At 43.2% G+C, this 21,650-nt stretch carries 18 protein-coding genes; 8 read left to right on the plus strand and 10 right to left on the minus strand.

What is annotated here, in order from left to right; all coding sequences use genetic code 11:
* Positions 1-62: 62 nt before the first annotated feature.
* The 4 genes from SWH54_03825 to SWH54_03840 all read right to left on the minus strand — a co-directional run bounded on the left by SWH54_03825 (position 63) and on the right by SWH54_03840 (position 5,104).
* On the minus strand, positions 63-2,210 hold the full coding sequence (locus tag SWH54_03825) for a DNA translocase FtsK 4TM domain-containing protein (protein ID MDY6790379.1): 2,148 nt from the start codon (positions 2,208-2,210) through the stop codon (positions 63-65).
* A 196-nt stretch (positions 2,211-2,406) separates the two neighbouring features.
* On the minus strand, positions 2,407-4,059 hold the full coding sequence (locus SWH54_03830) for a ribonuclease J (GenBank protein ID MDY6790380.1): 1,653 nt from the start codon (positions 4,057-4,059) through the stop codon (positions 2,407-2,409).
* Positions 4,059-4,775, minus strand: coding sequence for a lysophospholipid acyltransferase family protein (locus tag SWH54_03835; protein MDY6790381.1), 717 nt, complete (start codon positions 4,773-4,775; stop codon positions 4,059-4,061). Before SWH54_03835 ends, SWH54_03830 begins: the two co-directional genes overlap by 1 nt.
* Positions 4,772-5,104: a hypothetical protein gene (locus tag SWH54_03840; GenBank protein ID MDY6790382.1), complete on the minus strand. Its 333-nt coding sequence runs from the start codon at positions 5,102-5,104 to the stop codon at positions 4,772-4,774. The genes SWH54_03835 and SWH54_03840 overlap by 4 nt, the downstream gene beginning before the upstream one ends.
* 131 nt (positions 5,105-5,235) lie before the next feature.
* On the opposite strand from SWH54_03840, the gene SWH54_03845 reads away from it, so the two are divergent.
* Complete coding sequence (locus SWH54_03845; GenBank protein MDY6790383.1) at positions 5,236-6,462, plus strand: hypothetical protein; 1,227 nt, start codon at positions 5,236-5,238, stop codon at positions 6,460-6,462.
* A 292-nt stretch (positions 6,463-6,754) separates the two neighbouring features.
* Here SWH54_03845 and SWH54_03850 read toward each other — a convergent pair whose 3' ends face one another.
* From SWH54_03850 to surE, 6 genes are all read right to left on the minus strand, one after another.
* Complete coding sequence (locus tag SWH54_03850; protein MDY6790384.1) at positions 6,755-6,943, minus strand: ferredoxin; 189 nt, start codon at positions 6,941-6,943, stop codon at positions 6,755-6,757.
* 237 nt (positions 6,944-7,180) lie between these two features.
* The gene (locus SWH54_03855; protein MDY6790385.1) at positions 7,181-8,209 is read right to left on the minus strand and encodes a hypothetical protein; all 1,029 of its coding nucleotides are present in this window, start codon (positions 8,207-8,209) and stop codon (positions 7,181-7,183) included.
* A gap of 192 nt (positions 8,210-8,401) precedes the next feature.
* Positions 8,402-10,687: a cysteine--tRNA ligase gene (cysS, locus tag SWH54_03860; protein ID MDY6790386.1), complete on the minus strand. Its 2,286-nt coding sequence runs from the start codon at positions 10,685-10,687 to the stop codon at positions 8,402-8,404.
* A gap of 187 nt (positions 10,688-10,874) precedes the next feature.
* Positions 10,875-11,501, minus strand: coding sequence for a dTMP kinase (tmk, locus tag SWH54_03865; GenBank protein ID MDY6790387.1), 627 nt, complete (start codon positions 11,499-11,501; stop codon positions 10,875-10,877).
* Between the two features lie 261 nt (positions 11,502-11,762).
* The gene (locus tag SWH54_03870; GenBank protein ID MDY6790388.1) at positions 11,763-12,713 is read right to left on the minus strand and encodes an HD domain-containing protein; all 951 of its coding nucleotides are present in this window, start codon (positions 12,711-12,713) and stop codon (positions 11,763-11,765) included.
* The gene (gene surE / locus SWH54_03875; GenBank protein ID MDY6790389.1) at positions 12,710-13,468 is read right to left on the minus strand and encodes a 5'/3'-nucleotidase SurE; all 759 of its coding nucleotides are present in this window, start codon (positions 13,466-13,468) and stop codon (positions 12,710-12,712) included. The genes SWH54_03870 and surE overlap by 4 nt, the downstream gene beginning before the upstream one ends.
* Positions 13,469-13,719: 251 nt before the next feature.
* Here surE and lptD point away from each other — a divergent pair, with 251 nt between their 5' ends.
* The 7 genes from lptD to kdsB all read left to right on the plus strand — a co-directional run bounded on the left by lptD (position 13,720) and on the right by kdsB (position 21,646).
* Positions 13,720-16,062, plus strand: a complete 2,343-nt coding sequence (gene lptD / locus SWH54_03880; GenBank protein MDY6790390.1) for an LPS assembly protein LptD — start codon at positions 13,720-13,722, stop codon at positions 16,060-16,062.
* Positions 16,062-16,586 carry a UpxY family transcription antiterminator gene (locus SWH54_03885; GenBank protein ID MDY6790391.1) on the plus strand — a complete coding sequence of 175 codons (525 nt, stop codon included), beginning with the start codon at positions 16,062-16,064 and terminating at the stop codon, positions 16,584-16,586. Before lptD ends, SWH54_03885 begins: the two co-directional genes overlap by 1 nt.
* Positions 16,587-16,665: 79 nt before the next feature.
* A complete protein-coding gene (locus tag SWH54_03890; protein MDY6790392.1) occupies positions 16,666-16,941 on the plus strand; it encodes an HU family DNA-binding protein in 276 nt (91 codons plus the stop codon).
* 44 nt (positions 16,942-16,985) lie between these two features.
* Positions 16,986-18,011 (plus strand): DNA polymerase III subunit delta', encoded by a 1,026-nt coding sequence (gene holB / locus SWH54_03895; protein ID MDY6790393.1) that lies wholly within the window; start codon positions 16,986-16,988, stop codon positions 18,009-18,011.
* Complete coding sequence (gene ricT / locus SWH54_03900; protein MDY6790394.1) at positions 18,008-18,814, plus strand: regulatory iron-sulfur-containing complex subunit RicT; 807 nt, start codon at positions 18,008-18,010, stop codon at positions 18,812-18,814. Before holB ends, ricT begins: the two co-directional genes overlap by 4 nt.
* Before the next feature lie 2 nt (positions 18,815-18,816).
* Positions 18,817-20,739, plus strand: a complete 1,923-nt coding sequence (gene metG / locus SWH54_03905) for a methionine--tRNA ligase (protein MDY6790395.1) — start codon at positions 18,817-18,819, stop codon at positions 20,737-20,739.
* A gap of 151 nt (positions 20,740-20,890) precedes the next feature.
* Complete coding sequence (kdsB, locus tag SWH54_03910) at positions 20,891-21,646, plus strand: 3-deoxy-manno-octulosonate cytidylyltransferase (protein ID MDY6790396.1); 756 nt, start codon at positions 20,891-20,893, stop codon at positions 21,644-21,646.
* The last annotated feature ends 4 nt before the right edge of the window (positions 21,647-21,650 follow it).

Consider the following 21,650-nt stretch of genomic DNA (forward strand, 5'->3'; position numbering starts at 1 on the left):
ATGATACGTTGAATGATTACGAAATGCAGCACAACGAAGAAGGTGGCCTTTTTACGAAACCGTCATGGCATCTTATCATATCCCCTCACCAACACTTCACGGGGTTTGGAGCCATCTGAAGGTCCGACAATTCCTTCTCTTTCCATTGTTTCGATAATACGCGCGGCACGGTTGTATCCGATACGCAAATGGCGTTGTAGCATTGATATGGAGGCCTGCCGTGTCTTTGTGATAAGCGCCACGGCATCATCGTATCTTTCATCATAGTCCTCCCCGCCACCTTTTGTTTCATCGACAGCCACAGTTTCAGTTACCTTTTCGTTGTACTCCGGGGGTTTTTGATTGCGCAAAAAATCAGTAATTCCGGTAATTTCTTCCTCTGATATGTATGCCCCGTGAATACGCTGGAGTCTGGACGTGCCGGGTGGCAAAAAAAGCATGTCGCCATCGCCCAGCAGGTTTTCGGCGCCGTTCATATCGATGATGGTTCTGGAATCCGTTTTTGAAGACACCTGGAAGGTAAGACGGGTGGGAAAATTGGCCTTGATGATTCCGGTCAGCACATCTACCGACGGTCTCTGGGTAGCCAGTATCAGATGTATTCCTGCAGCCCGTGCCATCTGTGCCAGGCGTGTCAAGGCAACCTCTACATCCCTGGAAGCCACAATCATCAGGTCAGCCAGTTCATCGATGATAATGATGATAAACGGAAGTTTTTCCAGAGTTTCACCTGCTGAAGGCTTTTTTTCTTTTTCTAGTTTATTGTTGTACTGCTTTATGTTTCTTGCTTTTTTTTCAGAAAGCAGTTCATACCTTCTTTCCATTTCGCGTACAGCCCAGAAAAGGGCATTGGTCGCCTTTTTTACGTTTATGACTACAGGGGTAATCAGGTGGGGAATTCCGTCATAAGTGGACAGTTCTATTCTTTTGGGATCAACCATAATGAATTTTACTTCGTCCGGATTCGATTTATACAAAAGGCTGCAAATCATGGCGTTTAAAGCCACGCTTTTGCCTGCGCCTGTGGCACCGGCAATCAATAAATGCGGCATTTTGTCGAGCTCGGTAACCACTGGATTTCCCACAATATCTTTACCGAGACAGATGGTGAGCTTTGATTTGGCCTTTCCAAAAACACCTGAGGCGACCACTTCTTTGAATCTGACCATCTGCCTTTCAGCATTGGGAATCTCTATTCCGATAACCGATTTTCCGGGAATCGGCGCCACAATGCGGATACTGGTTGCGCGCAGTGCAAGCGCAAGATCATCCGTCAGGTTAACAATTTTGTTAATTTTAATTCCTGGAGCAGGCTTATACTCAAAGGTGGTAATCACCGGCCCGGGTGACACCTCTACCACCTGGCCCTTCACGCCGAAATCATCAAGCTTCTTTTCCACCAGTTTTGATTGCATGCGCAAATTTTCATTGTCCGCATCCACATGTCTTGTTTCCGAAGATTTCAGAAGATTGAAAGATGGAAGCTGAAATCCTGTTTTTGTTTTCATAAAGTCGAAGACATCCTGTTTCGGAGCCGGCATTGTCTTTATCGGTTTTGTTTTTGACGGCTTAATCTTTATCTCCCGGACTTTATGAACGGTTTTCTCTTTTTTTCTTTTTAGGCGTTTTTGTGCTTTTTCCCTGCGTTGTTTTCGTTTTAGATAAAATGTTTTTGCATGATCTTTAAAAGTATAAAAAATATTTCGCCAGCGCTTGAAAAGCCGAACCAGTGATAAACCGGTGGCCATAATTAAACCGATGACCCATAACAGTACAAATATGATAATGCCGCCTGCAGAATTGGAATATTGTATCACATATGTTTTAAACCAGGTTCCGGCAATGCCGCCGGCTGAAAATTTGCTTCCGAAAATCAGGTAACTGCTTTGTTTAAGCGCAAAAAGGCTTCCTGACGTTATAATAAGTAAAATGCCACCAATGATGGTCAGCACCACCGCTTTGCCTTGTTGATCACTGAAAAAATGAATACTCAAAAGAAGGAATAAGAGGGGAATCCAAAAAACACCCAGGCCAAATAATGTGACCAGAATACCTGATAAATGAGCACCAAGCACACCGAACAGATTGTGGATTTCACCCTTCGCCCCGGGGTGGAAAATTGAAGGGTCGCCAGGACTGTATGAAACCAGACTGATCAAAGTGAAAACAACTACAAAAAAAAGCAGTATTCCGATAATTTCCTTACGCATATTTGTTCCGGGTTTCGGGTTACAGGTTGCGCGTTACGGGGTGCGGGTTGGGTGTTATGAAAAAGGATTGTTTTCAATTAACAGGTCACCACACGTAACCCGCAACTCGTAACACAATCTTTCAACATAGGAGCAACATCAAGTCTGAGATCGACAATAATTTTTGGTGTTGCTGCAGCCAGCGCCTAAAACCTTTTTACACTTCAATAATAAACGGGAGTATAACCGGGCGGCGCCCTATGGTAAAGAAAAAATAGTTTTTTAAGTCTGATTGCATTTTTGATCGTATTTTGTCAATCCTATCCGGAACGTCCGGACCGATTTCTTCGATAATTTCCAGAATAACACATTGCGCATCTTCCACAAGATGGCCGGTTTCGGTTTCAAACACAAAGCCTCTGGAAACAATTTCAGGTCCATAAACCACGATTCCGGTTTCTTCATCAAAAGCAATGTTTACAACCACCAGACCGTGTTCGGACAAAAGGCGTCTTTCTTTAAGCACACTTCTGCCGACATCTCCTATACCCTTGCCATCTACGAGCACGCGACCGGTGGTGACATTTTCTTCAACTCTTCCCCCGCTTTTGTCAAATTTGATGATCTGACCGTTTTGAGCCAGAATCACATTTTCATGCAGGATTCCCACCTGTTCCGCCAATCTGGCATGCAATGTCAGGTGCCGGTATTCACCATGGATCGGAATAAAATATTTTGGTTTTACCAGGTTGATCATCAGCTTCAGTTCTTCCCGAAATGCATGACCCGACACATGGATTTCAGATATTTTTTCATAAATAACGTCCGCACCACGCTTGTATAATTTATTTATGATACCGGTGATGGCTTTCTCGTTTCCAGGAATGAACTTAGAAGAGAGAATAACCGTGTCTTCTTGCTTGACCTTTATTTGCTTATGGTTTCCTGAGGCCATACGCGCAAGGGCCGACATGGGTTCTCCCTGACTACCGGTGGTTACGATTATAATTTCGTCATCGGAAAAATCACCGACCTGCTCAATGTCTATTTCCATACCGTCGGGAACGCTAAGGTATCCAAGCTTCCTTGCAATATTAACGCTTATCTCTATACTCCTCCCACTGAACACAATCTTTTTTTCTCTTTCCTGCGCAATATTTACAATATGTTGTATCCGAGTAATGTTTGAAGCAAAAAGCGCAATAATAATGCGCCCTTTTTTCCCCTCCATGATCCTTGCCAAAGTGTCGCTGATCTCTCTGTCGGAAATGGTATATCCTTCTTTTTCCACGTTTGTAGAATCAGAAAGCAACGCCAGCACCCCTTCCTCTCCACACCGGGCAAAGCGGTTCACATCAGTGGTCATTCCGTCAAGAGAGCTGTGGCTTATTTTAAAATCGCCCGTATGAACAATGAGTCCAATAGGGGTATTGATGGCAAGACCGACTCCGTCCACAACACTGTGGCCCACGCGGATGAATTCAATCTCAAAGGCGCCCAGCTTAAGTTTTTCTCCTGGAAAAATTTCATGTAATGCGGCAGAGGAAAGGAGTTTTTTTTCTTCAAGCTTGTGACGTACAAGTCCCAGGGTAAACGGAGTCCCGAAAACCGGTGCATGAATCTCTTTCAGCAGATAAGAAAGCGCGCCGATGTGATCTTCATGGCCATGGGTTAAAATAATACCAGACACCTTGAGTCGGCTTTGCTTTAAATAATCCATATCAGGGATTACATAATCGATCCCCAGCATATAGTCTTCGGGAAACATCAGGCCGACATCCACCACAAAAAGTGTTTCTTCATATTCAAACACCATCATGTTTAGGCCGATTTCACCCAGTCCCCCAAGAGGAATAATTTTAAGTGGCACTACTTTTCCTTTTTCCCTTCATAAAATGAATGACACATAATGTCTTTTACTTTATCCATAAGATCGTCTTTGGTTTTTCTTGTATATTCAGAAGTTTCGATCGGTTGCAATACTTCAAGGATTACATTTCCGGGCATGATTCTAAGGGTGTTTTTTGGCATGATTGACCAGGTACCATGAATGATGACGGGAATAATCGATACCCCGGAATCAACAGTTAAAACAAACCCCCCCTTTTTAAAGCTCCTGATTTTTCCGTCAAGACTTCTGGTTCCCTCGGGAAAAATTAAAACCGATACACCGTTTCTGATTGTATCAGCCGCTTTTTCAAGGCTTCTAAAGGCAGATTTCCGATTTGATCGGTCGATGCTGATATAGCCGCACCCTCGCATGGCGCGTCCGAAAAGCGGTATTCTAAAAAGCTCTGCCTTTGCCAGCCATCTGAACTGGGCAGGAAGGCATCCCAACAGTACCGGTATATCAAAATTGCTCTGGTGGTTTGGCATAAAAATGTAGGACTTGGCAGGATCAATATTATGAACGCCTTTGACTGTGACTTTTATGCGACTCACCCAGAGAATCGATTTGCCCCAGAATCTTGCAATGATATGGGGGAAATTTCCTTTTTGACTGAAAAAGGATGATATGATCGCCACAATTCCCAAAAAAAATGTGGCAAAAACAATCCAGATAAAAATAATCAGAGTTCGTATCATGTTATTATTTCAAGTTTATCAAAGAAGTCATCCACCAAGCCGATCAGCCAGCCTATCTGCTTTTCGGTGGCATACCCGATGCAGTCGCATCGCACTCTGTTTTTTGTACGAATAAGCAGTTCGCAGGCCAACATATCAGATTTAAGCTCCACGGCAAAATAAAAGGGCTGACATTCGGTATGTTCGGCTTGAGTATCTGTAAGGTTCTCCTGTTCTAAAGGGATCCAATAAATGCCGTCGATATCGTTAGAATGGAAGTTTTGATCCAGATATGTCTTTAGTTTTTTAAAATCATCCGGCCTTAGCTCATCAATGACATATTGTTTCATAATCCCTACTGCTATCACAGATCATTATAACTGACAAGATGTATGAAAAAGAAAAATTCTCTCTGTTGACCCCGTTACTAAAATAGTTTACAAGTAAATCCAACTATTTTGGCACAAAAAAGGAGTTTTTTATGCTCGGACTTGAGAGATCCATAAAATTCTATTCGGCAATAATCATATTACTGGTAGTCTTTTTTTCAGGGCAGGCCATTGCGGCTATGGTAAGTCTTTCTTCAGGCAAAAAATTAGATCTTACATCCCGTCAGGTTGAACTGCTAAAGGAGCAGCAAGGCATTTATTTTTTTCACTATCCACCGAGGAGAATTATAAGCGGCAATCTTCAGTACTGGGTATTCATAGAAATACCCCAAGAATTTGGCGGTGGATTTCTTATCGGCAAACCGGATAAAGTGACTGCTGCCATAAACGCTGTGAGTAACGAAAAAGAAGCCGTAGAAACTGATCCGTTCGTAGTTCAAACCAGGAAAGCAGGCTCTTGGTTTCAAAGCGAATTCCTGTTAAGCACAGGTTACAGGGTCGATGACCTTGACTGGAATATCGCAGGGGATATTAACGGAAATAATCCCAATATCTTATCTGAACTAACCTGGAATAATCTGGAAAGCTTTCAGCTTAAAATGGCCAACAAAACCAGTTTCCAACAACGGTTGATGCTTCGTGGTTCGTTGGATTACAGCTGGATTTTTGATGGTGAAAATCAGGACTCAGATTATTTTGGAGATAATCGTACGTTAGAGTTCTCACGCTCAAACAACAATTCGGATGAAGGAAATATGCTGGATGCATCTTTTGGGGTTGGCTGGCAATTTACATTTGGCCGCAGCGATTTTGTGATGGCTCCTGTCATCGGCTATTCCTATCATGAGCAAAACCTGACCATCACCGATGGATTTCAGACGATTCCACCATCCGGTCCTTTTCCAGGGCTGGACAGCACCTATGAAACAGAATGGAAAGGACCATGGATAGGTGTGGACTTAACTTTCAGAACCGATGAAAAAAGCAACATAACGCCTGAAATTGAAACGGTCATAAGCCTGGAATACCACTGGGCGGATTATTATGCTGAGGCGGACTGGAACCTTAGGGCCGATTTTGAGCATCCCAAGAGCTTTGAGCATGAAGCGGACGCTCAGGGGATTATTTTTTCAGCGATTATTAAATTTCTTTTGGATGATCACTGGGGGGTAAACGTAAACCTGGATTATCAAGACTGGTCCACCGATGAGGGAACTATTCGGTTTTTTAACGCTGACGGGACAAGACCCATACAACGCCTAAACGAAGTCAACTGGTCATCATACGCCATCATGGCAGGTATTGTATATCAATTTTAACCATCTGGTAAATCCCGCTATGTGGGACTGCGTTGAGCTGCATTTCGTAATCATTCAACATACGAAAAGTGCATTTTATGATTAAAATTTGCACGCTTTTTTTATCACGCTGCTTTTTAGCGGGTTAATTTGAACTTATCGCCGGGTTTTCCACAGCAGACCTTAAAAGATGGCCTGTTATTATCATGATTCAATCTTCGGGCAGGTCTTGCAAACAAGAAAAGCATACATGGGATGTGATACCCTGATCCTTTTACCAAGCAAAGGACCAGGGGAAATTTTTTTAAAGTGATTAAATTTCTTCTACGGTGATTGCTCCCGCTTCACAAACCTCAACACAACTTTCACAACCCAGGCATTCTTCGGCATTCACAGGAACCGACTTATCATCCTGCATCTCAAATACTTCAACAGGGCAAACATCGACACATTCTTCACAACCTTCGCATTTTTCTTCATCAACAGTGGGGTTAAAAGCCATTTTGAAAAGCCTCCTTTCTAAAAAAATTAATCTATGGTTATATCTTCAACCATTATATCCGCTATCGGGAAAAAGCCTTATACTAATTAATAAGGCTAGTCAAGCCTTCTTGTGTTTTTTTTTGTTGAAAAATAAAAGGGCTTGGATTAATTAAATAAATAGATATATCAAAGGGATACGCAAAGTCATGATGTCAGGGCGAAAAAGCCGAATCATTTATTTAGAAGCCATATTCTGTCAGGCAGAAAAACCGATATGTCCGATTAAAGTGTTTTTCAAACCAACTTGACCTTTTTCAATTTTTTCACAGCTAGAATCAACGTCGGTAAAACGGGAAAAATATTCTCCCGGCAATGTTGCTGGTACCACATATAAAGATAATGAAACTTTTGTGTTGCATTTTGATGCATCAAGACCGAGGGTAAAAGGATGGCCTTTCACCGGCTGTGAACTTTCCGCAATTCGATTAAGATATTCCATCATGTCTTCGGGATATTTTATCGGTTTTTCAAGCTGGTTTTCCACCATTGGGATGGCGTCAATGGAAAGCACACTTTTCGCTTCAGGCGTTTTTTCCAAAAGATGATCGATTGCCTGTCGGCTGCTGGTGACAAAAAGCCCGCAGTTTTCACCCATCCGTGACCTCGGATCGCGACACATCAATAAGGCCCATGCCGCGATACGTTCCGCTATCATATGATCATCATCCGTCAGACAACCGGTTTTAAATGTGTCCTGATAGCCGGGTACCAAAGGTGAAGGCCCATCTTCTCCCTGCAAACTTTTCATTAAATCCACCCGGGCGGTTTCAACCGAGGCGATATCCTGTACTACTTTATCGTTTTGCATGTCAAAATTCTGGGCAATACTTAAAAATATCCTGGCATTAAAAACAGAATCGGACATTGTTCGGTCCGGGCTTTCATCAGCAATATGTTTAATATCCGCCTTGATTTGAGATGTGGATGTATCGTTAAAAAAGGGGATCTTGTTTTTTCTGGTTTTTACAAAGTCGAGTTGTCCCCCTCTGCTTCCCTGGTGAAGGTTTGCCCATGCATCATACTCCTTTAAAATCACCGACAATTTTTCCTCGTCTTTTTTTACTGGAATTCGAATGTCCAGCATATCATACTCGGCCAGTTGGTGTGATTCTTCGGGGATATTTTTACTCGAGGGATGATAAACAATTGTTTTTCCGAAGCAGGCATGCAGGGCTTCAGCCACCGGTTTTGAAATATATGTAAAAGGAAAATATATCGGTTTCATTGGTTGTAAGCGTTCCCAGTTGTCGGTTCACAGTTCACGGTTTTCTCAATGAACGATGCAACAACTCATGTATTTTGCATATTGATCTCAATTCTTAAATTAATTTTTTAAATCTTCGAAAAAGGGCCACATAATTCTCTTATACTTTTTATTTTTTCAACTGTGAACTGTATAACCGGTAACCGTAAACGATTACCATTTATTAATTTTCCGGTCTTGAACAGCAACCCCCATGGATTTTAGTTTATCACGCAATTTATCGGCCAGTTCCCAGTTCTTTTCCGACCTTGCTTTTTCTCTTTGCGCCATAATCTGTTCCACCTTTGAATCGGAAACGGCATCTTGAAAATCAAATATTTTCAATACAGAATCTATTTTGCGGAAAGCAGCCTCTATTTTGGCTGCATCATCCGGATCTATTTTCTTATTCGAGATCAGAACGTTGACCTGTTTAACCGCTTTAAAAATAGAGGCCATGGCTGCAGAGATATTCAAATCATCATCCATGGCGCTGTTAAAGCCTTTCTTTATGTCATACAAAAGCTGTTGAAGTTCTAAACAATGTTTACCTTCATGAACGTTATGAAGGTTGCGGATGAAGGTATCAAGCCTTTTCAGCGATCGTCCGGCATCTTCGAGCCTTTCTGTTGAAAAAATGACATGTTTTCGATAATGGCTTGAACACAGCCAGTACCTGATTTGTCTTCCCCCATAACCCATATCCTTCAGGTCTTTAAGTGTAAGACCGGTGCCCTTGGTGTCCACCTTCTTGCCGTTTACCAGCACCCGGTCACAATGTATCCAATATTTTGCCGGGGTTTTGCCGGCCGCTGCACCGGCAATGGCAATGATGTTTTCATGATGGGGAAATACAAGCTCACGGCTGCTGGTATGAATATCATAGCTTTCTCCAAGATATTTCGTGGATATGGCCGCACACTGCATATGCCATGAAGGACGTACATTGCCCCAGTCTGTTTGGGTATAAATTCCCCTTTTAAGCTCTGAAAGCCTGGATCGCTTAAAAAGGGTGAAATCCCGTGGATTATCTTTTTCATACTCATCAAGATCAACGGTTGCGCCCAGTTTAATCTTATTCAGATCAATACCCGACAGCCGGCCGTATTGGGAAAATCGCGAAATGTCAAAATATAAACTTCGCAGCTTTTCATATGCAAACCCTTTTTGGGTCAGCCTTTCAGCAAGAGAAACCATATCATTGATGTGTTCACTCGCCCTGGGATATTTTTCCGCCGGTTTGATTCCGAGTGCGTCCAGATCGTCTTTAAACGCTCGTATGTGTTTTTCGGTAAATTCTGAAAGCTTTTTGCCCGCCTGTTCGGAGCCATGGATGGTTTTATCGTCCAGGTCTGTGATGTTAAGAATGTGTTTGACTTCATAGCCCCTGTATTCAAGATAACGACAGAGAAGATCGGAAAACACAAACCGTCGTATTTCCCCCACATGCATCCTCGCATGAGCAGTGGGACCGCACGAATACATGGAGACCTTCCCCGGCACATGGGGTTCAAAAGGCTCCTTTTTCCTGCTTAAGGTGTTAAATAAGTTCAGTTTGATCTTATCCTTTACTGCAAAAAGCGGAGTGCTCAGGTATCGTTCCCCGTTATCCGGCAATATCACAACCACCGTGCCGTTAGTCATGGTCGCAGCCTCTTTCAGCGCTCCAACCATAGCCGCTCCGCTGCTCATCCCCACAAAAATACCCTCTTGTTTTGCCAGCCGTCTGGTCATCTCAAAGGCCTCTTCATCATCAACATTTATTTTTTTGTCCAGACGGTTTTTTTCAAAAATTTCAGGGCGGTATGCCTCTTTCATATTTTTTAGACCCTGGATCTTATGACCCAGGTAGGGTTCGACACCGACGATATTTATAGCCGAATTGTATTCTTTCAGTCTCCTGGAAACGCCCATGAGGGTTCCGGATGTGCCCATGGTGGCGACCAGTACGGAAACTTTTCTGTCAGTCTGCTTCCAAACCTCCATGGCTGTGGTTGAATAGTGCGCCTTCCAGTTGGCTTCATTATTAAATTGATCCGTCATAAAGTAGGTCTCGGGATTTTTCCGCACGAGCCTGTAGACCTCTTCAATGGCGCCATCCGTCCCCAGGTGACCTGGAGTTAAAAGGATATCCGCACCACGGGCTTTTAATATTTTCTGTCTTTCCACACTGACTGATTCGGACATGGCAAGCAAAAGCTTATATCCCTTAACAGAACAAACAAGCGCAAGACCGATTCCGGTGTTTCCGCTTGTGGCTTCAATTACCGTTTTGCCGGAAGTAAGCAGTCCTGATTTTTCACCCTCTTCAATCATAAACAGCGCTGCCCTGTCCTTAATCGAACCGCCGGGATTGAAATATTCCAGCTTTGCAAGGATCTTCACTTTCGGGTTGGGATTGAGGTTCCTTATTTCAACAAGAGGTGTGTTGCCGATGGCATCCAGAATTGAATGGCTCATATGGTAAAAGTCCTGTGTGATATGAGTTACGGGTTATGTGTTACGCGTTGCGGATTACGGGTTTCCAATGGGATGGTTTCCTTTTTTATATCTCGTAACACGCAACTCGCAACATCAGCTTTCAACTTAAAAACCACATGTTGGCTGAGATCCGCAACAAATTTATGATATTGCCAAACACCCATGCCTAAATTAAAGCCAGTACCTTCTCGATTGCCAGCTGAACTTTATTTTTTTCCTCAGACGCATCGATCACTCGAAATCTTTGGGGTTCAAGTCGTGCAAGCTCAAGATAACCTGCTCGGATTTTTTGGTGAAAGGAAAGCGCTTCTTTTTCAAACCGTGTTTCATCCCCGTTCCTTGAGCCGTTATCGATCTGCTTCCAGGCTCGTGAAAGACCGATTTCAGGTAAAACGTCAAGAAGGAAGGTTATATCCGGCTTTAATCCTTTGAGGACCAGCTCATGTAGCCGGGCAATCAGCTTTATATCAAGGCCCCTTGCATAACCCTGATAAACCAAGGTGGCATCAAAATAGCGATCACATATAATGGTTTTGCCTTCATCTAAAGCCGGTTTTATTAATTGGTTTACATGCTGAACCCGGTCTGAAAAGTATAGAAGAAGCTCGGTCATCGGTTCCATTCCTTTACTTTCGGGATCAAGCAGAATTGACCTGATTTTTTCTCCGATCCTGGTGCCGCCCGGCTCTCTAGTAACGACACAATCATGACCCCTATTTCCCAGAAAACGATTGATATGGTTTATCTGAGTCGTTTTTCCCGAACCTTCTATTCCTTCAAGTGTAATAAACATAGTCGATTTGCCTACAATTTAACGTATCAGCTTTAGTTAGCAGCAACTTCTTTTAGTTTCATGCGATATTGCTGCGGGTTACGCGTTACGAGTTGCGTGTTGCCTGCCTGTACGTGTCCGCATACAGACAGACGAGATGTTAAACGGAAATAATTTTTATATCCCGTACCCCGTAACTCGCAACCCGTAACACTTACGTGATAACCAAACAAATAAGTTTAAAAAGACGCATTCCCGTAAGCGATAACTGTAGTTGTAAGGTTAATCCCCCTTCCCTCGGTAAAAATGACGCCCAAGCAGGCGATGATATGAGGTCCACGATTCATTCGGATCTTCTGTAGCCATAAAATCGCGAATGCCATTTACCTTGGCATCGATTTCATCGATGTAGTTCAATAAAACAGCCTCTATTGTTTTGGGCGGCTCCGGTGAGCCGAATTCTCTTGTCCCGTGATGACTGATGATCATATGCCTCAGCAAAACGGCCTGGTCCGGTGGGAAATCTTCAATGGCTTCGAGTTTTTCATCCAATATCATCACCCCGATAACAATATGGCTAAGGAGCCGGCCTTCGTCTGAATAGTCGATACTATATTTATAGTTAAATTCCCCGATCTTGCCGATATCATGAAGTATTGCCCCTGCAAGCAAAAGGTCCCGGTCAACGCCGCTGTAATGTCCGGCTATTCTGTCAGCCAGAAGCGCCATGGACAATGTATGCTCAAGGAGGCCACCGATATAGGCATGGTGCATTTTTTTTGCTGCCGGAGCGGTTTTAAATTTACGGACAAAATCCATGTCATTAAAGAACGCTTCAAAAAGCTTTTTTATATGCCCTGCTTCCATGGAAGCCACGATTTTTAGAAGGCGCAGGAACATTTTATCGATATCACGACGTGTGGCTGGGAGAAAATCAGAGGGGTTGGTCGAATCTGCTGGAATGGTGGTCATATTTTTCACCACGAATTGAAGCACCCCCTTGTATTCGGAAACCGAACCTTTAGCCTGCACAAAGTCACCGGAGGTTGTGGCTGCGGATATCTCATCAACCCTGTCCCATATTACCCCCTTTAGACGGCCGGTTTTATCGGATAGGGTGATATTTAGAAAATTATTCCCATCCCGTTTTTGAGCCATTGCTTTTTCTGATAATACAAAAATATCTTCCACCAAATCTCCGGCCCTTAAATCCTTGATAAATAGTTTTTTCATAATTCAATATTCCAGTTTTTTAGGTCTTGAAGTACACTGTAATCCGTCATATCGCATTTAATGGGAGTGATGGAAATAAAATTGTGGCAAATAGCGGCTGAATCAACATCAGGATTATTATCGTGAAACCGGTAATCACACCCCTGCCAGTAGTATGTGTGGTTTCTCGGATCAACCCGTTTTTCAAAATATTCGGAAAAAAATTGAATTCCCTGCCTGCTGAAGCGTAGGCCGGCGGTCTCTTTCATCGGAAGGTCAGGTATATTCACATTAAGAAATGTTCCAAAGGGAAGCTCTTTTTCAAACACTTTTCTAGATAGCACTTCTATAAAAGCGGCCGCATCATCATAGTGGTTGACTTCAGGTCCTTGTATGGACACTGAAATGGCAGTCATCCCGTATAATGCGGCCTCTTTGGCTGCTGCCACAGTCCCTGAATAGTTAATATTAACACCTACGTTTGCGCCTGGATTTATTCCGGAAATGACGATATCCGGTTTTTCATCAAGAATTTCCAGAACACCGAGTTTAATGCAATCTGTCGGAGTTCCGGATATGGCATATCCCTCATATCCGCCATTTACTTCTACATGTGTTGTGCGAAGCGGCTCATTCAAGGTGATTCCGTGTCCTACGGCACTTCGTTCACGGTCGGGAGCAATCACTGTGACCTCATGATCTCCTGCAAACCTTTTGTATAAGGCCCACAGCCCTTTAGCATGTATTCCGTCATCGTTGGTTAACAGTACTTTCATGGTAAATTCTTTATTTCATATCCAACTTATTTTTAATATAATCTTAAATAAGCGAAGGTTGAGGGAACCCCGGGCTCAAGTCGCCCAAGGGTGAAGCCGCAGTAAACGACGGCGAGCCCCTGGCAAGACAGATGATGGGGTATGCACCCTGTTGATTTTAAGTACATCTTGACTTTTATCATTTAGTTAGCTTTATACTTTAAAAACTAATCATGTTCAATATGTTATAATCAAAAATATGAATTAAGCGATTGATTAAAACCAAGCTGAGAAAAATCAAAAAGCCAAAACACAGTGAAACTATGGGGCTGGGCAGCCATATCAGCGGATTTATTCTCATAATAATCATTTCCACCGTTATAATTCCTCAAGCCATGGCCCGGCAGCCTGATTATTTATTCAAATCGCTTGTGGACATCGATCCCGAATCCCCGTGGCAGATTGAAGCCGATGAAATTTTTTATGATGACCAGTCTTTTCGCTATATTGCAAAGGGGAGTGTCACTTTAACTAAAAGGGATAAAAAACTTTCTGCCGACTACATCAGTTTTGATTACAAGAACATGAAGGCATATGCCAAAGGCAAGGTGAGCCTGGCGGTGGGAGAAGATACACTTGCCGGAAGCAGTATGGATATTGATCTTGAGAAACAGACAGGAACCATAGAAAACGGTACTTTTTTCATCAAAGAAAATAATTTTTATATTAAGGGAAGTAAAATCGAAAAGTTGGGTAAAAACACCTATTCCGTTGAAAATACCAGGGTGACCACCTGTGAAGGTGAAAACCCTGACTGGGTAATCACCGGAAAAAGTGCTAAAGTCACCCTGGAAGGATACGGACATGTCTGGCATGCGGCGCTATGGGCAAAAAAAGTGCCTGTGGTCTATACCCCTTTTCTTGTTTTTCCTGCAAAAACAAAGCGCCAGTCCGGCTTTTTATTTCCTGAAATCGGGCATTCCGACAGGTGGGGCGGCTATTTTATACAACCGTTTTTCTGGGCCATCGGCGAAAGTTCGGACGCCACGTTTTACGAACACCACATGCACTTTCGCGGAGATAAACTCGGCCTTGAATACCGGTATGTTTTAAGTGAAAAATCCAAAGGTACCGTCATGTATGACTATTTAAACGATAGAAAGATAGATGACGGGACTTTGGATTCGAGCAAAGAATGGGGATACCAACACGATGATGAACTCAGGCCCAATCACCATCGTTACTGGTTCAGGATGAGCCACCACCAGGCGATGCCTGCCGAGTTCTTTGCCAAACTCGATCTGGATATTTTAAGCGACCAGGATTACCTCCTTGAATTTGAAGACGGCCTCACCGGTTTTAACCAAACGGAAAAATATTTTAATAAAAACTTTGGCAGGGAATTTGATGAATATGACGATCCGGTTCGCACAAACAGGCTGAACCTGACTAGAAACTGGACCAGATACAGCTTTAATGCCGAAACACTCTGGTATGATGATATCATCAAAAGACGATGGGAAGATACGGATACAACCATACAGAAGTTGCCTTTCATCGGGTTTGACGGATCCAAACAGCCGGTGTTAAAAAGCCCGCTCTATTTCAGTTTGGATTCCGAGTATACATACTTTTATAGCGAAGATGGCCAGAGGGGACACCGGGCGGACCTGTATCCTCGTTTTTATATTCCGTACCGGTTTAAAAATATTTTTTCTTTTGAACCTTCGGCCGGGGTGCGGGAGACGGGCTGGTATATGGACAGAAAAGAGACGGGCGAAGATTACCTGTCAGAAGAGAAAAAAAGATTTAACCGGCAGATTTATGATATAAAACTGGATTTTTCCTCAGAAATATATAAGGTGTATGATGGTTCGATATTCGGCACCAGTGGCATCAAGCATTCGGTAACCCCACAGGTGATTTATGAATATATTCCGGATCAGGATCAGGATGAATTTCCTGACTTTGATGTGGATTCCATTGACCGTATTGAAAAAAAGAACCAGCTTACTTACTCCATTACAAGCACATTTACTTCAAGATCAAAAAAAAGCGTGCTAAAAAGTGATGACATTCCTCGGATTGAAAATGATGGACCGATGGCCTACAATTACAGACAGTTCCTCTGGTTCAAGCTTGAACAGAGTTATGACTTTTATGAGGCCCGGGAGGATGATCCGCTGAAGTGGGAAAATCAGACGGACCAGAGACCTTTTTCTCCGCTAAAAGGTGAACTGGAGTTTTACCCACTAAAGTACCTATCGTTTGAAGGTGATGCTGAGTGGTGCCAATATGATGATGAGTTTTTATCTTATAATGCAAAGATGAGCCTGTCGGATAACCGGAACGACCGGTTATATGTCGAGTACAGGTATAGCAAAGACGCTATTAAATCGATTGTCGCTGATCTAACTTTAAAAATTACTGACTCCCTGACGACTTATGGCGGATATGAACGCAACATTTTAGATGACCAGCGAATTAAAACGAGTGTGGGCATTAAATATCAGGCACAGTGCTGGTCTGTAGGGATAGGCTACACGGATGAGCCGGATGACCGTAAATATGAATTTTCCATCAATTTGTATGGACTGGGTGAAGTGGGGAATTAATGGCAACCAAACTGCAACATTTATGGTACGTTCTTCATACAAAAAGCAGGTTTGAAAACGTAGTCAACGACGGGTTGATGAATAAATCGGTGGAGGTGTTCCTCCCCAAAATTCAGGTCAGAAGCAAGCGCCGTGACAGGAAAGCCATGATCACCGTTCCACTTTTCCCCGGATACCTTTTTGTTAGAACCGATCTAAATCCTCACCACCACCTTGAAATCGTAAAAACAACCGGCGCTGTCCGATTGGTTGGTACCAAGGATGGCCCGGTTGCCGTCCCTCAGACAGCCATAGAATCTCTAAAAATCATGGTTCAGGGAAATAATCAGGTTTCAACCGGATATCGTTTAAAAAAGGGGGATCCGGTTATGGTAATAGCCGGTCCCTTTACCGGGGTATCCGGAATATTTGTGCGGTATAGGGGACAAGAACGTGTCGTTGTAAATATAGAGGCTTTGGGACAATATGCGAGTATCGAAGTAAATGAAGAAGATGTTGAGGTGTTGCCTGAAATATTCGCATAAGTCCTTGACTTTTTATCAAGTTTTGTTTTATTATAAACGACAGGTAAATTTCCACCATTTTTTGCATAAAGGAGGATATATGAATAAATTGGAGCTTATATCCGCTCTTAAAACAAAAGCAAACATCTCGAAAGCAGAAGCAGCCAATGTCATCCATATTTTTTTCGATAATATGTCCCAGGCCATGACCCAGGGAGAACGCGTTGAAATTCGCGGACTGTGCAGTTTTTATGTAAAGCATTATAAAAGCTATACAGGCAGAAATCCGAAAAGCGGTGAAAAAGTCGTTATAAAACCCAAGCGTTTGCCATTTTTTAAGGCCGGAAAAGAATTAAAAGAACGGGTCGATTTCTAACTTTGTGTCCGACCTTTGATTCGATAACAGATCAGAAACGGCCCGTGCGAATCCTGGCTGCTTTTCTTCAAAAACGCAGCATTCCCCATGCGTTACTTTTTACCGGAATTGACGGCGTTGGCAAAAAAGATGCGGCTACCGCTTTTGCCATGGCATGCAACTGTATTGGAGAAAAGACAGAACCGTCTGAACTTATTGATCCTTCCACTGCCAAAACGAACTTACCGATAGCTGTCAACCCGTGTGGACATTGCCGATCATGCCGAAAAATAGAATCGGGTAATCACCCGGATATCATTAGGATAAAGCCTTCCGGTGCATTTATAAAGATAGATCAAATAAGAGGCTTGTGTGATATCCTGGCCATGAAACCATATGAAGCCAAGGTACGGGTGGTAATCATCTCTGATGCCCACGCGATGAATCCTTCAGCCGGTAATGCGCTTCTCAAGATGCTGGAGGAACCACCTGACCGCTCCATTTTAATACTTACTGCCTGTCAGATATCCGACCTTCTGCCAACGATTGTTTCACGCTGTCAGCACATCAGATTTAATCCTGTTTCGGTAAAAAGCATTAAGACCCGGCTTATGGAAAATCAGGGTCTTGCACCGGATAAAGCTTCAGTCATAGCGGCCATGGCAAACGGTAGTATTTCCCGAGCCATTGTCATGAGCCAGTCAAACTGGATAAATCTTCGGAACTGGCTTATCAATGCCATCGGCCCTGATCAATCCGGGGCATTATGTTCAGTGTCATCCGGTATACTTATGGCAGTTGCTGAAACGCTGCAAAAAAATAAAGATTTTCTTTTTGATTCGCTTGAGATAATAAAGTCTTGGCTAAGGGACCTTGTTGTATATCGGTTTCACCCTGAAAAAATCATGAATAAAGATTTAATAGAAAAAATTCAATTTGTCTCACCCAACATTGACATTCGGTCCCTTCTGCTTAAAATAGATGCCATCCAGACGGCGCAGAAAAATATTCAGTCCAATGCAAATTTGAGGCTCACCCTGGAAACCATGATGATGCAAATCGGGAGGGGCAGCGACCCATTAACCAAATGAAAAAAGTAGTCGGTATTACATTTAAGCCTTCCGGTAAAATTTATGACTTTGACTGTGGAGCGTTTGTACTGAACCGGGATGATTGTGTGATTGTGCAGACGGAGAAAGGGCTCGGTTTTGGAACTGTGGCCCTACCACCGGTTCCCTTTGACGAACGTCCGCCATGCAAGCCGCTTAAAAAAATATTTCGGCTGGCCAGCGAAAAAGATTTTCTTCAAAGAAAAAAGAATATTGAAACTGAAAACAAAGGTCACAGTTATTGTTTAAAGTGTATTAAAGAACTCGGTCTCAATATGAACCTTTTTTCCGTTGAAAAGGCCTTTGATTCGAACAAATTGACATTTTTCTTCACTTCCGATGGACGGGTGGATTTTCGTCAGCTTGTAAAAATGCTGGTCAAAGAGCTTGGTGCAAGGGTTGAGATGCGCCAGGTGGGAATACGCAATCAGGCAAAAATGTGCGGCGGAATCGGAAGGTGCGGGCGTAGCATTTGCTGCACGTCATTTCTGGAGAAATTCGGACATGTATCGATCCGAATGGCAAAGGAACAGAAACTTTCTTTAAATCCCACCAAGATCTCAGGTCTGTGCGGTCGGCTGATGTGTTGCCTTAAATTTGAATATGAAACTTACCTTGCGCTCAACAAAAAAACGCCAAAAACCAACGGGTCGGTAAAAACAGCTGCCGGAGGAAAAAAAGCGGGCAGGCATCATGTGAATAACGGCCAACCACGCCTGAACAAGGAAGATAACCATGAGGTAGAAACGATTTCTGATAAACTTGAAAACGAAAGAGACTTTTAAAAATGCCGGGATCCTTTTACATCACCACGCCGATTTATTATGTAAATGCTAGGCCCCATCTGGGACATGCATACACAACCATCATAGCCGATGTGGCAAGTCGGTTCAATAAAATGTGCAAAAAAGACACCTTTTTCCTCACCGGCACCGACGAACACGGGGACAAAGTTGTACGGGCGGCAAAAAAAGAAAATTTAAGCTCCAGAAAGTATGTGGACCATATCAGTACACTTTATAAACAGCTGTGGCCAAAACTGAATATAAAGTACAATCATTTTATCAGAACAACGGATCCTTCTCATATAGCGGTGGTGGAGCAAATCCTGCAAAGAATTTACGATTCGGGAGACATATATTTCAGCGAGTATGAGGGGCTTTACTGTTTTGGATGCGAGCGTTTCTACAATCAGCGGGAACTTGTGGACGGCAAGTGCCCTGATCATGAAACAGTCCCGGATGTGATTAAAGAGTCGAATTATTTTTTTAAAATGAGTCAATACCAGGACTGGCTGATCGATCATATTAAAAAAAATCCTGACTTTATACGCCCGCATCGTTATAAAAGAGAAGTTTTGGCTTTTTTAAAGGAACCCCTCGAAGACTTATGTATTTCCCGACCGAAAACACGACTCAAATGGGGCATTACCCTTCCTTTTGACAAGGACTATGTGACATATGTCTGGTTCGATGCCCTGTTGAATTATGTTTCTGCACTGGGATATCCTGATGGCGATCTTTTTAAAAAATACTGGCCTGTGGCCCAGCACATCGTGGCCAAGGATATTCTTAAACCACATGGCATTTACTGGCCAATCATGCTAAAAGCAGCCGGAATTGACATCTACCAAAACTTGAATGTTCATGGCTACTGGAATGTCGATCAATCAAAGATGTCTAAAAGCCTGGGAAACGTCATCGAGCCTTTGCAACTAAAGGAAATCTACGGCCTTGATCAATTCAGGTTTTTCCTTTTAAGAGATATGGTTTTCGGGTTGGATTCAAGCTTTTCAGAAGAGACCTTTGTACGCAGGATCAATTCAGATCTGGCAAATGACCTTGGCAATCTGTTTTCAAGAATTCTTTCAATGGCACATAAGTATTTTAACGGGATTGTCCCTCAGGCTGATCCGCAAGCGGAAAAACAGCTAAAGTCTGATCTTGAACAGGACGCGCGGACTGCGGTTGAAGAATTTGAAAAGGAGATGAAGACATTTGCCTTTCACAAGGCATTGGATGCGGTCTGGGAGTTAATCAGCCGCATGAATAAATATATTGATGTGACTGCCCCGTGGGTGCTGGCAAAGAAAAAATCGGCCCAAAAACAGCTCCAGACCATTATGTATAACCTTCTTGAAGGATTGAGAATCATATCCGGGATGATCTACCCTGTCATGCCGGATACCGCCGTGATGATGCAAAAGCATCTGGGTATGAATGTCTCGGAGCCGTTCTATACTCTCGATCGGCTCTATGCCTGGAAAGGCCTGTCTCCAGGCACAGCGCTTTTAAAATCGATTGCACTTTTTCCCAGAATCGATATGAAAAACCTCAAGGCCGATAAAAAAAGAGAACCAGGATCAGGTGATACAGTGTTCAAAGTTAAACCGGAAATTACATTCGAAGAATTTTCCAAGGTGGATTTTAAGGTCGGCACAGTTGTTCGTGCTGAAGCCATACCAAAGGCAAAAAAGCTTCTTAAGATTGAAGTGGATATAGGTGAAAAAAGAACCATTGTGGCCGGTATCTCGGAAAGTTACCATCCGGATGACCTGACAGGTAAACAGGTGCTTATTGTTGCAAACTTAAAATCTGCCAAAATCATGGGGATAGAATCCAACGGAATGCTGCTCGCCGCTGTGGATGATCAAGTATGCGCGGTTGCCACGTTTGACAAAAAAATAAACCCGGGAACATCTGTAAGGTAAAAGGTTAAACCGGAACAAACGGCAAAGAAAAAGATTCTTATCACCAAACACGAAAGGACGAAAAAGATAAAATGATGATTTGGTGTTTTCCTTATTTCATGTTGTCGTAATCGGTTTTTTCCTCAAAATCCCCAAAAAGTTAATTTTAAGAATGAACAAGCTACCGACATGCTACGGAATCATACCTGCCCGATATCAATCCACACGTTTTCCGGGAAAACCGCTGGCCGATATTCTCGGCAAACCGATGTTCTGGCATGTCTTCAAGCAAGCCAGTTTGTGTCCTGAACTCGAAAGTGTGGTGCTGGCAACGGACGATGAGCGAATTTTGTCTGCGGCAAAAAAACTCGATGTCCCGGTGGTCATGACCAAAGAGAACCACCACAGTGGAACCGATCGGGTGCTGGAAGCCGCCGAATCCATAAAAGTTCCCCGGGATGCTGTGGTCATAAACATTCAGGGAGATGAACCGGCACTCAATCCCGCTGTGATCAGCGAGCTGATTGTTCCTTTTAAAAACCCCGAGGTTCATGTCACCACCCCGGCAAGGAAAATTACCATGGAAGAGGCCCAAAGTCCGCATATGGTCAAGGTTGTTTTTACCATGAACCAAAAAGCACTCTATTTTTCCCGTTCTTCCATTCCCCATCCCAGGGAAAACCAGCAGGGTCAATTTTATGGTCATATCGGACTGTATGCTTTCCGCATGAGTGTCCTCCAGCGCTTTGTGGCGCTGCCACCCGGTCGCCTTGAAAGGATTGAAAAACTTGAGCAGCTTCGTTTCCTGGAAAATGACATACCTGTGCAGGTGATGGTAACCACACATAGAAGTATCGGGGTCGATCGCCCGGGCGATATTGAAAAAGTCAGTAAATTGCTTAAAAAAGAAAATAACTCAGGTGGATAGATTG

It is taken from the genome of Thermodesulfobacteriota bacterium (assembly GCA_034189135.1).
Classification (GTDB): Bacteria; Desulfobacterota; Desulfobacteria; order Desulfobacterales; family JAUWMJ01; genus JAUWMJ01.